We start from the raw sequence: 13,750 nt of genomic DNA on the forward strand, positions 1-13,750 counted from the left end.
TCTAGGTATTTTGCTTCCAGGTGAAAGTATCGTTTTCAAATAATTCTTTGCCAAAAATAGGCACATCGGTTTTTATCCAATTTACAATAGCTTCTGTAGCTTCATAAACTTGTTTGCGCCTTGTAGCCGAAACAAAAACAAATAAACAAATCTCACCTGCTTTTACTACACCCAAACTATGATAAATATGCATACATGTTAAATCATATTTGGCAAACGCTTTTTCTCTAATTGCATGCAAAGCTTCATTCGCCATATCAGTATAAGCCGAATAATCAATAGCTACTACAGTATTCTCATGAATTACATCGGCACGAACCTGCCCTAAAAAAATATTATGCGCACCAATAGTATGTTTCGATTGATGTTTCGCAATAGATTCAGCGATAAACTCAGAAGAAATTGGTCCTTCTACAAATACATTTTTACTCATTATTTTTTATTTTTATTTGCCACGAATTATTTTTTAAAAAACTTTTTGCCACTGATTACACAGATTCTCACAGATTTTTTTAGATCCTTTTAATCTGTGACTAAGAAATTAACCGCAAAGTTCGCAAAGCTTAAAAACTTAGAATCTCAGAGCCTTAGAGCCTTTTTTTTAAACCTTTGAACCTTTGTTCCTTTTAAAAAACCTTTGAACCTTCTTTCAATAATTGATTCAGTGCCAAAGCTCCTCCGATAATACTTTTTACATTTTTGAACTGATTCTTACTAAGCAATTCAACTGCCATTTTACTTCTTATACCTGATTGACAGAAAACATAAATAGTTTGATTTTTATTCAGTTTCTCCATTTCATCTTCTAAATTCAATAACGGAATCTGAACTCTATTTTTGAGATTAATTTCTGGAAGTTCTCCTAAATTTCTAACATCTAAAAAAAGTATCTCTTCAAAATCTATTTGATTCAAAACTGTTTCGACAGTAATTTCTTCTGCTTGATTTTTGATTACTTTATATTTTGCTTCAAAAGTAAATTTATCGATAACTAAGTTTTCCTTTTTCTCAAAGTCATACTTTTGCTGTTCATTATTCAATAAATTATAAACCAGTATTTTACCGCTCAGCACTTCGCCTATTCCTAAAATCATTTTTATGACTTCATTTGCTTGTAGCATTCCGATAATCCCTACCGAAATTCCAATTACTCCTGCATCATTACAATTTAAAGATTGACTATTTTCATCTGAATATAAACAACGATACGTAGGTCCGTTTTTATAATTAAAGACTGAAACTTGCCCTTCAAATCTATAAATAGAACCATAAACTAATGGTTTATTTACAACGCAACAGGCATCGTTTATAAGATATTTTGTTGATAGATTATCTGTCGCATCAACTATTATATCATAATGCTTAAATAAATCGAGTGCATTTTCTCCCGAAAGCCTTTCGGATATAGCATTTATTTTAACTGTTGGATTTAATTCGGTCGCCATGCGTTTTGCCTCTAGCACTTTACTATTTCCAACTGCATCATTTTTATAAATAACCTGACGATGCAAATTACTCAACTCGATTACATCATCATCTACAATTCCTATTTCTCCAACTCCCGCAGCAGCCAAATAAGGCAATATAGCCGATGCTAAACCACCTGCACCAATTATCAATACTTTGGCTTTAAATAATTTTTGCTGACCAATTTCTCCCACTTCAGGAAGTATAATTTGTCGATTATAACGTGATGCTGACATATTAAATGTATTTATCCACCTGCAAAAGGTGGTAATAAAGCAATAATATCATTGCTTTTTAATTCATAAACAGTTGTTTTGGGAACTATCTTCTGATTGATTGCTATACTAAACGAGAGTGTATTTAACTGATATTTTTTATCTAAATCGTTTAATAATTGGTCCAATGACAAATTCCCCAAAGGAATTTTTTCTGTTGGGCAATTTGTTTTTTCTGCGACAGCACCAAAATATTTAACCTCTATCATGGCTTTAAATTTAAATTCTGATAAATAAACTCATCTTCTAAGTATTCTTCAAAGTAGGAGTTTAGTTCTAATATATTTCTTACTACTTCACCAATAACTATTATTGCTGGCGAAGTTATTTCTTTATCTTTAACCTGTTGAACAATTGTACTAATCGTTCCTGTTACTTTCTTTTGATTCTCTTTTGTTCCGTTTTGAATAACCGTAATAGGCAAATCATCCGTTCTGTTTTTTTGATATAAAGCAATTATTTCACCTAGCTTATGCATTCCCATAAGGATAACAACCGTTGCAGCCGATTGTGATGCTAAATTTATATCTTTTGATAATTTATGATCTGCAGTTGTTCCTGTAATAACCCAAAAACTTTCGGCTATTTCTCTTTGTGTCAAACTAATTCCGTTTGTAGCAGGAACTCCTAAAGCCGATGAAATTCCGGGAACAACAGCTGTTTCCAAATTAAACTTTTGAGCATATTCTATTTCTTCAATCCCACGCCCAAATACAAAAGAATCTCCTCCTTTTAACCTAACTACATGACCATAACGATTTGCCATCGATACAATTAATTCATTTATCTGATCCTGACTATACGCATGGCATCCCAAACGTTTCCCTACAAAAACAATTTCTGCATTTGTAGCATATTTTAATAATTCTTCGTTTACCAAAGCATCATACAAAACTACATCGGCATTTTGTAATGCTTTTATCGCTTTTATCGTAATTAACTCTACATCGCCTGGCCCTGCTCCAACAACGGTTAACTTAGGTCTTAATGATATTTTCATAACATCGAATTTAAATTGGCATTAAGATCATTTAATTCGTCTGGCGAATTTATATTCGTAAAATTAAGACTTTGACTTTCGTCGAAAGTTATAATTTGATGTGGCACTTTGGCTATCAGATTCATTAATTTTAAATCTCCTTGGGCAATTGCTTCTTTAATAATTGGAAGATTTTTTTTAGCATAAATCCCAATCAAAGGATGCATCCGACTCTCTGATGATAAAACAGTAATCGCTGCTTCTTCATCATGTTTTTCGATTAACTCAGATAATAATTCGGTAGATATTAAAGGAATATCACAACTCAAAATCATGCTAAATTCACTTTCTGAATGATACAAAGCAGTATAAATTCCTCCCAACGGACCTTTGTCAATTTTGATATCACTTATTTTATTATACTCCAAATAGTCATAATCATTTCCATTTGTAACCAAGAATATGTTATTTGTAATAGGCACAATAGCCTGAATGATATGTTCTATAAAGGGTTTACCTTTAAACAATACTAATCCTTTCTCAGATTGCATCCGGGAACTTTTTCCTCCACATAGAATAAAAACTGCCAGATCTTTCATATCAAAAATTTTACTTGCTTTTAATTTTATGGAAATATCAATTTTACACTTGCCAGCAGAATAACAACTCCTAAAACATATTTTAATGTTTTATTAGAGAAATATCCACTTCCGTAATAACCACCTAAGATTCCTCCAAAAACTGCAATTGGTACTAAATAAAAACTATCTATCGGAATGGTTTTTCCTCCTAGAAAATAACCTGTTATTCCCGCTAGTGAATTTACGAAAATAAATAGACTTGAAACCGCTGCGGACTCTTTAACTGATGCCCAACCTAAAAATAATAAAATCGGGCTTAATATAATTCCGCCTCCAATTCCTAGCATTCCTGATAATAATCCTATTCCAAATCCTAAAGCCAATGCAAAAGGAAGTTTAATTACTACAGCTTCTTTTTCTTTAAAATTAAAAAAACCAAATAATCTAAACGCTGCAAATACCAAAACTAATCCTAATATTACTTTGTAAACTGTACTATCTAATGTTATAAATCCTCCTATAAAAGCCGCTGGAATTGATGCTATTGCAAAAGGATAAAAGAGCTTGGGCTTAAAATAATTCATCTTATAATAAAAGAAGAAAGAGATACTGGACACAAACAAATTAAGCAATAATGCCGAAGGTTTCATTATACCAATCGGGAAGGCAAAAATTGCCATAAGCGCCAAATAGCCTGAGGCTCCGCCATGACCAACACTTGAGTATAAAAAAGCAATTACTACAAGTGCAATGCTAAAAATGATTAAGTTTTCGGTCGTTAATATGTTCATAATTATTTTTAATCTAATGGTAACAAGATTACATCTTCATCTTTTTTAATTTCTGTGCTGTCGTAAGGTACGAAAAGCAAAGAATTTGCTGTAGCAAAAGTATTTAACATTGCCGAGCTTTGGCTATCTAATACACTTACATGAGTTTCATTATATAGCGCTTTTAAAAATAATGTTTTCCCTGTAGTATTAATTACTGCTGTACTTAGTTTTCTAACAATTCTTTTTAAATGAATATCCTCAAATCCCATCATTTTTTTTAGTGCTGGTAAAACATACACATAAAAACTGGTAAGTGACGATGCAGGATTTCCTGGTAATGCAAAAACTAATTTTTCTTCTTTATTTCCAAAGAACAATGGTTTTCCTGGCTTTTGATTTATTTTATAAAATAACTCTTCTACTCCATTTTTTAATAAAGCTTCTTTAACAAAGTCATAGTCACCAACCGAAATTCCTCCTGAAACAAGAATCATATCGTATTTTGTTAAAAGCTTTTTCAGAACTTTTTTAGTGGCTTTTAAGTTATCTTTTACTCTAAAAACTTTTACTTTTTTAATTCCTGCAGTTTCAAGAGCAGCTTGTAGCATAATCGAATTACTTTCGAAAATCTTACCTAATTTTAATTTCTTTCCTGGTTGTACTAATTCATTTCCTGTAACTAGAATGGCTACTTTTGGCTTACTGTACACTGTAACTTCTCTAATTCCTAAACAGGCCAAAAAACCAATTCCTGCTGGAGTTAATAGCGTATCTTTTTCGAGCATGATATCGCCATCATTAACCTGTTCTCCTTTTGCTCTGACATTTGCATTAGCTTCTGGCATTTTATCTATCGTAATCGAATCTCCATCGACAGTAACATGCTCTTGCATTACTACTGTATCTACAGAATCTGGTACAAATGCTCCTGTAAAAATTCGTATTGCCTGATTGGCTTTTATCTTATGCTTATCACTATCTCCTGCTTGCGAAATACCAATTACATCATATTGCTTATTATCTGAATGTGTAAAAGCATAACCATCCATAGCCGATTGACGAAATGGTGGCATTGCGATAGGTGCATAAACCGTTTCGGCAAGTATATAACCAAGTGATTTACTCACTTTTATTTTACGAACTGGCATTTTAATACTGTTGTCAGCAATAATGGATAAGGCTTTATCTACTTGAATCATGTTGATGTTTTATATAAGTAAAAATACGTATTACAAATACAAGTATTTTAATTTGGTAGAAATCTTTACTAATTTAAAATTTCTAAGGAGTATAAATTTAAGCTTAATTCTTTAAATACTGTGTTCTAAATTAACACAACCTTTGTCAAAATTAAAAACTTTGACAAAGGTATTCAAAGACATTTACAGGTATAAACTCGTTTTTAAACCTATATATTAAGCAATTACAATTGTAGAAATATCTTATTTCTTTTTAAAGTTTCCTTGTGGTAAATAATACATCCATGAAAACCCAATTAAAAACAATACAGCAGAAGCTATAAATGCAGGCAATAATATTTCTGTGTTATTATCCAATGCGTTGTTCAGTGAAGCATATAACAACCAAATTTGGATACTTACATTTAAGATTAAAATGAAAATTAGTGTCGAAAGTATATTGTTCAACTTATTTGGATTGGCACGATTCTGACTTCTTCTAAAAGTACTCATACTACTATTTTTTTAGGGTTGCTCTAGCTTTCTTTCTGTTCTATAAATTCTTTTACAAAAACGCCTTTATCTTTAAAAAACACTTCTAATTTTGGTAATGCTCTAGGCGGAGGCCCAGAAATTACATCTCCAGTCGCAGCATCAAATGAGCCATCATGACAAGGACAATGAATTATTCCAGTTCCTGGTTTATAAAATACAGAACAAGACAAATGTGTACATTTTTGTTCGTATGCTTTGAAATCTCCGTTTTCCAGATGTATCAAAATATAGGGCACTGTACTTCCTTCTATTACAAATCCTCTTGTTCCTCCTACAGGAACTTCATCTTTATTGCAAATAAAATGTTCTCCTTGCACTCCTTCTTTTGGTAACAAATAGGCTTTTGCAGCAACAAATCCGCTACCTACCATTAATCCTCCTGACACAAATGTTAGGAATTTAGCAAAATCACGTCGGCTTACCTGAGTAGATTCTTGCTTTTTTATTGGGAAATCTTTTTTCCAGTTTTGATTTAAATTATCTTCTTTTGACATGGATTTTAGATTTAATATATTCTTAATTCATTACTGCCTTTAGGCATCATAATGTTTACTTTGGTATTTACTACTTCTTTCCCGAAGATGAAAGTATTGATTGGTGTACTGTTTGGTCTCATTTCTTCAATTTCGGCTCTTGTTCCGTAAAATAAAGCTCCACTAGGACAAACAGTTGCACACATTGGTTTTTTACCCACACTTGTTCTATCATAACACATCGTACATTTCATCATCAAATCGTACTCTTCCATCTTTTTAGGCACTCCAAACGGACATGCCATCACGCAGTTTGAGCAACCAATACATCTTTCGGTATTGGCAGTATGTACGATTCCGAATTCGTCTTGTGAAATTGCATCGGCTGGACATACGTTTGCACATACTGGATCTTCACAATGCATACAAACCTGTACGGTAGTTTGAATTGTTGATGAACGCTCAACATAGTTCACACTGATCAATGATTCTTGCCCGTTAGTTTCACATTCTGCACAAGCCATTTCGCAAGCCTTACAACCAATACAACGCTGCAGATCTACAAAAAACTCTTCATTTGTATTAAAATTAGTTTGGTTCATAGTCACGTTTTTATAGATTAAATACTTGCATAAGCTTCTGATTCTGTAGATGGTGGCGCAATTACTCCTTGCGGATCCAATAAACAGGCACAAACTTTAAATTCTGGCATTTTAGAAACCGGATCTAATGTTCCGATTGTTAATTGATTTGCTGATTTTGCTCCCGGCCAATGATAAGGGATGAAAATTGTATCTTTTCGGATTGTCTCAACAATATTTGCTGGAAAAATCCCTTCTCCTCTTCGGGTTTCAACTCGTACTAATTCACGCTGTTTAATTCCGTATTTCAAAGCTAGCTCAGGATGAATTTCTAGTAAAGGTTCTGGAATTTGATCTACTAACTTCCCTATTCTTCGTGTTTGTGTTCCACTAAGATATTGAGAAACCACACGCCCAGTTGTAAGCGTTATCGGGTATTTATCATCTGTAACTTCACTTGGTAATCTATATGGTGCCGGATTAAAATGAGCTTTCTTATCTGGAGTACAAAATACTTTATCTTCCCATAATCTAGGTGTTCCTGGGTGATCATCTGTTGGACATGGCCAAAAAACTCCCATATTATCTTCTATTTTTTTATAAGAAATTCCAAAATAATCTGCTGTTCCTCCTTTTGAGGCAACTCGAAGCTCATTAAAAATGGCTTCACTATTTTCATACGTAAACTTATCTTCTTCACCCAGTCTTTTTGCCAGTTCTAAGAAAATAGAAGTATCTGTTCTAGCATCTCCCGGAGGAGTAACTGCTTGGCGAATTCGGATAACTCGTCCTTCTGCCGATGTAGTTGTTCCTTCTTCTTCTTCTTGCAAAGATCCTGCAAGAACAATATCTGCATGACGGGCAGTTTCATTCAAGAAGAAATCGATACAAACATAAAACTCTAATTTTTCTAGTGCTTCTCTTACATAACTGTTATTTGGCAATGATACCAGCGGATTAAAACAAATAGAAAGTAATCCTTTTATTTCTCCTCTATGAATGGCATCAATGATTTCGTAAGCTGATAGCCCTTTTCCTGGCATATCTTTTTCATCAATTCCCCAAACTTGCGATATGTATTTACGATGTTCCGGATTTTCAATATCTCTATTTCCTGGTAATTGATCACATTTATGTCCATGCTCTCTTCCTCCTTGTCCATTTCCTTGACCGGTTATTGTTCCGTATCCGCAGTAAGGTTTGCCTAGTCTTCCTGTTGCCAGAACTAAATTGATACAGCCTACTACATTATCAACTCCTTTAGTATGTTGTTCGATTCCGCGTGCGTGAAGCAAAAAGCTCGTTTTGGCTTTACCCCATAATTCTGCCGCAGCTTTAATTTTATTTTTATCAATTCCTGTAATTTCCTCTGCCCATTCTAAGGTATAATCTTTTACAGCATCGATTGTTTCCTGAAAACCTGATGTATAATTGTCTATAAAATCATGGTCTAACATATCGTGATCTACCAAATATTTTAGCATCGCACCATATAATGCCGAGTCGGTTCCTGGTTTTATGTCTAAATGAATATCTGCAGTTCTTGCCAGCGGAATCATTCTAGGATCGATAACTATAAGTTTAGCTCCTCTATCTCTGGCTTTCCAAATCCAATGGGTTAATGTTGGGAAGGTTTCGCTAATGTTTGCACCACTAACAATAATTACTTCGGCATATTCTAAATCAGAATAATTATTTGAAGCACGGTCTAATCCAAAAGCTTTTTTATTTCCAGCTCCTGCACTCACCATACAAAGTCTACCGTTATAATCCAGGTTTCTAGTTTTTAACGCTACACGCGCAAACTTTCCTACCAAGTAACTTTTTTCGTTGGAAAGTGATACTCCAGATAACATAGAAAAAGCATGCTTACCATATTTTTCCTGAATTCTTTTTATCTCAGATACGGTTTTATCCATAGCCTCATCCCAAGTAGTTTTCTCGAAACCTTTTCCTTCTACTCTTTTTATAGGATGCAAAAGTCGGTCGGGATGATTATTTTGTAAATAGCGCTGTACTCCTTTTGGACACAAACGACCTTCGTTAAAAGGAAATTCCATCCAAGGTTCGAAACCTACTACTTTATTTTCTTTTACTAATAATTGAATACCACATTGCATTCCGCAAAAACAACAATGCGTTTTTACTATTTCATCTGGTTCATCTCTACCTTCGTAACCATCTTTGGGTGCATAATTTAAATGCGGTCCAAAATCTTCAATTATCTTCTCGGTTGATACAGGTAATTTTGCCATGTTTATTTTGTTTTATTTTGTTTCAAGTTTAAAGTTCAAAGTTTAAAACTGTGACTGAAAACCGTGACTGTATACTTTTAAAAAATTATCCAAATAAGCTTCCGCCACTTTCTAATCTAGCTCTTAAATGTGCTTGCGCCAAACGGGATCTTTTTCCTTCTGGACTTAAATCAAGGTGTGAAGTTCCATCTTCATGAGTAAAGTCAAAACCTAATTCTTTGGTTACAATTTTTAAATCATCAACATGCAACTGAGTTGTAAATTCTTCTCCTGTATGCGGACAAACTGCCATCCCCTTTTTCATTCCTTCTTTCTTGTAAATATGGGCTCCAATCTGGGCTGGACGCTGAATGATATGGAAGAATTTCCCGAAAGGAATCCATATTAAAAACATAATTACTGTTACAGCATGAATTACAGCCAGGAAATCAAACGCAAATCCTTTCATAAATTGATAAGAATAGGTAAGACATAATCCTGTAACTGATATTGCGATTAATAAAATAAGTGGTAACAAATCACCTTCAAAAGATTGTGTTGCTATTAAACCCGGATTTGTTAATCGTCTTCGCAAATAATAAACTGATCCAATTATAACTAACCAAGATGACCAGTTTAAGGCATGAAAAATCATAAATGCCATAAATGATCCTATCTTAAAATCCATCATTTTAAATCCGAAAAAATGGGCTTCATAAATTGAAATGGAATCAGGTGCCAATGTAAAATGTATCCAACCGAACGTAAGCGGAATTGTTATTGCAAATGCCGACATACAACCTAATGCAATACAAAAGTGCGCTATCCAACGGTATTTACTTCTTGGGTAAATGAATTTCTGAACAACAATATTCTCTACCGATTCTTTTCCTAGAAACCATAAATGGGAGAATATTTTTCCTGTAAATAGAAACTTGATACTACGCTTAAAATACATCCATGTGGGTGGACGTTGTATCCAAACTGAATAACGATATACGATTCCGAAGAAGGCAAACACAGTTCCGAATAAATAAGTAACTAGTGCAGCATCAAAATTTTGTAGTTGTCTCGACCCGTAAAACACAAGTACTATAGTTAATGCAGATACAAGAGTTGCAACAAGTAAAGCTTTGGTATTAAAAGTTTTATTTTTCATCCTTAATTAAAATTTAATGAATTACTTATTAACTCGGTTTCTCACAACCTTTACGATTATAGAACCACCAATTGATACCTGTAGCTAATATAGTGAAAATAGCAACGCCAATAAAGAATTGATTTACAGTACCATTAGCAGAAAGATTGTTTCCTATTAATTTTGAAAAGATAAATGGCCCAAATGCTGCGATTGCTGCTGTCCAACCAATAACTCCAGCCGCCTGACGTTGGTTTTCGGCAAAAATAATTGGGTATTGTCTAAACGTACCTGCGTTTCCAATTCCGGTAAAAAAGAACATCGCTAAAATTACTGTTACAAAAAGAGGAAATTGATCCATACTTGTTGGTGCTACTAATCCTTCTGTAACTAAAATAATTGCTCCTGCTAAAATTCCTAAACCAGTAATTGTAGTAAGTATAGCTCCTCCCACTTTATCTGCAACAAAACCAAAAGCAATACGGCTCGCTGAACCTATAAGTGGTCCGTAAAAAGCATAAACTAAAGGATCTGGTGCATTAGGAAAATCTCCATATAAAAACTTAATCATTAATGGGAAAGCTGCAGATAAACCAGCGAAAGTTCCAAAAGTCATTACGTAAGTAATTGTACAATACCAAGTATGCTTGTTTGAAAAAATATCTAATTGCTCTTTAACAGATGCTTTCATTGGAATACTTTTTAAGTAAAACCAACTTATAATAGACAATAATATCAGAAAGGGAGCATACCAAAATGCAGCCGACTGTAAATAGATTTCTTTATTATTAACCGCTGTATTTTTTGGACTGATATCATTTAATATTTTTTCAGCCATCTTTGGGTTTGCATTTGCAATAGCCTTAGCTTTTGCTTTTAAAGGCAGTGACGTAAAAAGAGCCACTTTATCATCTGATTGTATTGATGTACTTACAGAGTCAATAACAGTTTTCTTTACATTGGTCAATATTCTAGCTTGTACCTCAGGATCTAATGCAGCAAAAACCTCTTTTTGTTTTTCAATACTAGCATTCTGAAAAACAACTATTGCTTCTTTATGATCAATACTTGTAAATACTGATGCGGCTCCAAAAATACTAACACTTATAATAAGTGGTGTCACAAATTGTGCTACCGAAACACCAAAATTCCCAATACCTGCCTGAATTCCGAGTGCCGTACCTTTAAGTCTTTTAGGGAAAAATAAACTTGTACTTGGCATATAAGAGGAGAAATCTCCACCTCCAAAACCTGTAGTAAAAGCTAAAACTGCAAATACCCAAAATGGAGTATTTACATCCATCACTGCAAAACCAATCCCGATTACAGGAATTAATTTAATAAGTGTAGCAATCGACACTATATGTCGCGTTCCAAATATTGGTAATATAAAAGTGTGAATAATTCTTAAGATTCCGGCAGCTAATCCAGGAATTGCTGTTAGCCAAAAAAGTTGATCTTTAGTAAAACGAAACCCTAATCCTGGTAATTTAACCGCTATAACACTCATCATAAACCATGAGGCAAATGATAATACTAAAGTTATTGTTGTTATTGTTAATGTCCTCCAAGCAATTTTACTTCCGGTAGAACTCCAAAATGCTTCATCTTCGGGCTCCCATTTGTCTAACCAAGTTTTCATATATTATATTTATTTAATTTTTAATGTTTGTCTTCTATTTCTCTGGTGAAATTTGGAGATTTTGCTCTCATTGCATTTATAATAGTTCGGTGCATCCATAACAAGCAAAGAACTGATACTATGAAAATAAATATCCATGAACTGGTCCAGAGCCCAGTATAATTAAGGAGATAACCAAAGATAATCGGGCCTACAAATCCGCCTAATCCACCTATTAAACCTACCATTCCACCAACAACACCTACCTCATTAGGAAAGTATTCTGGAATGTGTTTATATACAGCTGCTTTACCAATTCCCCATGAAATTCCTATCAGGATTACCAAAATCACATAGACCCAAAGGTTGGCGCTAAATTTTATTTGAGTGATTCCCTTAGCTAGTAATTCTTTCTTTTTTACTTCTTGATTTTGTTCTACAACAATTTCCTGCCAAGAATTTTTTACTGGAAAAATTGCTGTGTCATCATTACCCGAAATTACTTTTGTGTTGATTTTATGCTCTTTACCATTTATAATTACTGCATCGGCAGCAACTTCGGTAACAATACCATTATTACTAGCCAGAACTCCAGGACCTGCTGTAAATATTTCCATTTTTGGGAACATCAGTAAGAAACTAATAACTATCGATGAACCTAAAACCCAATACATTACTTTTCTAGCTCCGAATTTATCAGATAAATAACCTCCAAAAGCTCTGATTATTCCGGATGGCAAACTGAACATTGTTGCAAACATCCCTCCCATTACCAATGAAGTATGGTAAACATTCATGAAATTAGGTACTAACCATTGTGAATAAGCTACGAAACACCCGAAGACTAAAAAGTAATAGGCTCCAAAACGCCAAACTCGGATATTTTTTAGCGGAGACATTAGCTCTTTCATTGTTTTTGAAACTCCTGGATTGGTTTTATTTTTAGCAAAAACAATAAAAAGTATTCCTATAAGAACTAAAACACCTCCATAAATTATTGGTAACATTTTCCAACCATTTAATGGATCCTTTTCTGATAGATGATTTAATAAAGTTGGCGCAACAAAAGTTGTAATCGCTGCACCTGCATTTCCCATTCCGAAAATACCCAAAGCTCTTCCTTGCCAGTTTTGAGGATACCAAGCCGAAGTATATCCTATACCTACAGCAAAACTGGTTCCTACTAAACCAAATAAAAAGCTTAAAACTGCAAAACTCCAGAATGAATTTGCAAACGGAAGAAGAAAAAGAGGAACAGAACATAATAACAATAAAACAGAAAATATAATCTTCCCTCCGTATTTATCTGTTAATATACCTATAGGGAGTCGGAAAACTGATCCTGATAGAATAGGAATTCCTAGCAACCAACCTGTTTCTACAACTGTCCAATTAAATATACCTTTATCTACAAGATACGTAACCAAAACACCATTTAGTGTCCAGCAAGCAAAACAGATTGTAAATGCTAAAGTATTTAAAAATAAAATTTTGTGTGATTGAGATAAACTACTCATAATTGACTGTTTTTAATATCGTTTTTAATTAAATCAGTACTCTAGTTATGAACCTCTTTAATTAAAAATCAAAATTAAAGAAATCAATTTCCACTTAAAATGACATTTGTCATATTAAGGACAATATTATCCTTAATGACTTTTTTATGGTCAATTGGATATTATTTTAAACAATGATGGTTTTATTCCGAATAAAATTAACAAAAAAATTTACACAAAAAGGAATTAACACGTATTAAGAAAGAATATAAATAACTTACTATCAACACTATAAACCAAAAATTTTAGATTATCGTTTATTATAAGAAAATAATGAAAACCCTTTCCTGCTCCACTTTTGTTAAAATTTTAGTTGCAAATGAGATAAACGGCGCTTTC

General features: G+C 33.4%; 14 protein-coding genes. All 14 read right to left on the reverse strand.

What is annotated here, in order from left to right; all coding sequences use genetic code 11:
* Position 1: 1 nt before the first annotated feature.
* The 14 genes from B8T70_RS12685 to B8T70_RS12750 all read right to left on the reverse strand — a co-directional run bounded on the left by B8T70_RS12685 (position 2) and on the right by B8T70_RS12750 (position 13,372).
* The gene (locus B8T70_RS12685) at positions 2–433 is read right to left on the reverse strand and encodes a molybdenum cofactor biosynthesis protein MoaE (protein ID WP_086895088.1); all 432 of its coding nucleotides are present in this window, start codon (positions 431–433) and stop codon (positions 2–4) included.
* A 193-nt stretch (positions 434–626) separates the two neighbouring features.
* A complete protein-coding gene (gene moeB, locus B8T70_RS12690; RefSeq protein ID WP_086895089.1) occupies positions 627–1,703 on the reverse strand; it encodes a HesA/MoeB/ThiF family protein in 1,077 nt (358 codons plus the stop codon).
* An 11-nt stretch (positions 1,704–1,714) separates the two neighbouring features.
* On the reverse strand, positions 1,715–1,951 hold the full coding sequence (locus B8T70_RS12695; RefSeq protein WP_039120564.1) for a MoaD/ThiS family protein: 237 nt from the start codon (positions 1,949–1,951) through the stop codon (positions 1,715–1,717).
* Positions 1,948–2,742: a uroporphyrinogen-III C-methyltransferase gene (gene cobA / locus B8T70_RS12700; RefSeq protein WP_086895090.1), complete on the reverse strand. Its 795-nt coding sequence runs from the start codon at positions 2,740–2,742 to the stop codon at positions 1,948–1,950. The genes B8T70_RS12695 and cobA overlap by 4 nt, the downstream gene beginning before the upstream one ends.
* Positions 2,739–3,320 (reverse strand): molybdenum cofactor guanylyltransferase, encoded by a 582-nt coding sequence (locus B8T70_RS12705; protein ID WP_086895091.1) that lies wholly within the window; start codon positions 3,318–3,320, stop codon positions 2,739–2,741. Before B8T70_RS12705 ends, cobA begins: the two co-directional genes overlap by 4 nt.
* A 26-nt stretch (positions 3,321–3,346) precedes the next feature.
* Complete coding sequence (locus B8T70_RS12710; protein WP_086895092.1) at positions 3,347–4,093, reverse strand: sulfite exporter TauE/SafE family protein; 747 nt, start codon at positions 4,091–4,093, stop codon at positions 3,347–3,349.
* 8 nt (positions 4,094–4,101) lie between these two features.
* On the reverse strand, positions 4,102–5,274 hold the full coding sequence (gene glp / locus B8T70_RS12715; protein WP_039118158.1) for a gephyrin-like molybdotransferase Glp: 1,173 nt from the start codon (positions 5,272–5,274) through the stop codon (positions 4,102–4,104).
* 243 nt (positions 5,275–5,517) lie between these two features.
* The gene (locus tag B8T70_RS12720; protein WP_039112843.1) at positions 5,518–5,766 is read right to left on the reverse strand and encodes a DUF6755 family protein; all 249 of its coding nucleotides are present in this window, start codon (positions 5,764–5,766) and stop codon (positions 5,518–5,520) included.
* Positions 5,767–5,789: 23 nt separating this feature from the next.
* The gene (locus B8T70_RS12725; protein WP_086895093.1) at positions 5,790–6,302 is read right to left on the reverse strand and encodes a Rieske (2Fe-2S) protein; all 513 of its coding nucleotides are present in this window, start codon (positions 6,300–6,302) and stop codon (positions 5,790–5,792) included.
* 11 nt (positions 6,303–6,313) lie between these two features.
* Positions 6,314–6,883, reverse strand: coding sequence for a 4Fe-4S dicluster domain-containing protein (locus B8T70_RS12730; RefSeq protein WP_039112845.1), 570 nt, complete (start codon positions 6,881–6,883; stop codon positions 6,314–6,316).
* 17 nt (positions 6,884–6,900) lie between these two features.
* Positions 6,901–9,117 carry a molybdopterin oxidoreductase family protein gene (locus B8T70_RS12735; RefSeq protein WP_039118159.1) on the reverse strand — a complete coding sequence of 739 codons (2,217 nt, stop codon included), beginning with the start codon at positions 9,115–9,117 and terminating at the stop codon, positions 6,901–6,903.
* 85 nt (positions 9,118–9,202) lie between these two features.
* Positions 9,203–10,255, reverse strand: a complete 1,053-nt coding sequence (locus B8T70_RS12740; protein WP_086895094.1) for an MFS transporter — start codon at positions 10,253–10,255, stop codon at positions 9,203–9,205.
* Positions 10,256–10,283: 28 nt separating this feature from the next.
* Positions 10,284–11,876 carry a magnesium transporter MgtE N-terminal domain-containing protein gene (locus B8T70_RS12745; protein ID WP_039112848.1) on the reverse strand — a complete coding sequence of 531 codons (1,593 nt, stop codon included), beginning with the start codon at positions 11,874–11,876 and terminating at the stop codon, positions 10,284–10,286.
* A gap of 20 nt (positions 11,877–11,896) precedes the next feature.
* Positions 11,897–13,372: a nitrate/nitrite transporter gene (locus B8T70_RS12750; protein WP_086895095.1), complete on the reverse strand. Its 1,476-nt coding sequence runs from the start codon at positions 13,370–13,372 to the stop codon at positions 11,897–11,899.
* Positions 13,373–13,750 lie beyond the last annotated feature (378 nt).

This window comes from Flavobacterium sp. AJR, assembly GCF_002156885.1.
Taxonomy (GTDB): domain Bacteria; phylum Bacteroidota; class Bacteroidia; order Flavobacteriales; family Flavobacteriaceae; genus Flavobacterium.

Coding starts and splice junctions, on each gene's coding strand:
- B8T70_RS12720 (WP_039112843.1), bottom strand. CDS start 5,766: ATGAGTACTTTTAGAAGAAGTCAGAATCGTGCCAATCCAAATAAGTTG.
- moeB (WP_086895089.1), bottom strand. CDS start 1,703: ATGTCAGCATCACGTTATAATCGACAAATTATACTTCCTGAAGTGGGA.
- B8T70_RS12725 (WP_086895093.1), bottom strand. CDS start 6,302: ATGTCAAAAGAAGATAATTTAAATCAAAACTGGAAAAAAGATTTCCCA.
- cobA (WP_086895090.1), bottom strand. CDS start 2,742: ATGAAAATATCATTAAGACCTAAGTTAACCGTTGTTGGAGCAGGGCCA.
- B8T70_RS12750 (WP_086895095.1), bottom strand. CDS start 13,372: ATGAGTAGTTTATCTCAATCACACAAAATTTTATTTTTAAATACTTTA.
- B8T70_RS12735 (WP_039118159.1), bottom strand. CDS start 9,117: ATGGCAAAATTACCTGTATCAACCGAGAAGATAATTGAAGATTTTGGA.
- B8T70_RS12705 (WP_086895091.1), bottom strand. CDS start 3,320: ATGAAAGATCTGGCAGTTTTTATTCTATGTGGAGGAAAAAGTTCCCGG.
- glp (WP_039118158.1), bottom strand. CDS start 5,274: ATGATTCAAGTAGATAAAGCCTTATCCATTATTGCTGACAACAGTATT.
- B8T70_RS12745 (WP_039112848.1), bottom strand. CDS start 11,876: ATGAAAACTTGGTTAGACAAATGGGAGCCCGAAGATGAAGCATTTTGG.
- B8T70_RS12740 (WP_086895094.1), bottom strand. CDS start 10,255: ATGAAAAATAAAACTTTTAATACCAAAGCTTTACTTGTTGCAACTCTT.
- B8T70_RS12685 (WP_086895088.1), bottom strand. CDS start 433: ATGAGTAAAAATGTATTTGTAGAAGGACCAATTTCTTCTGAGTTTATC.
- B8T70_RS12730 (WP_039112845.1), bottom strand. CDS start 6,883: ATGAACCAAACTAATTTTAATACAAATGAAGAGTTTTTTGTAGATCTG.
- B8T70_RS12710 (WP_086895092.1), bottom strand. CDS start 4,093: ATGAACATATTAACGACCGAAAACTTAATCATTTTTAGCATTGCACTT.
- B8T70_RS12695 (WP_039120564.1), bottom strand. CDS start 1,951: ATGATAGAGGTTAAATATTTTGGTGCTGTCGCAGAAAAAACAAATTGC.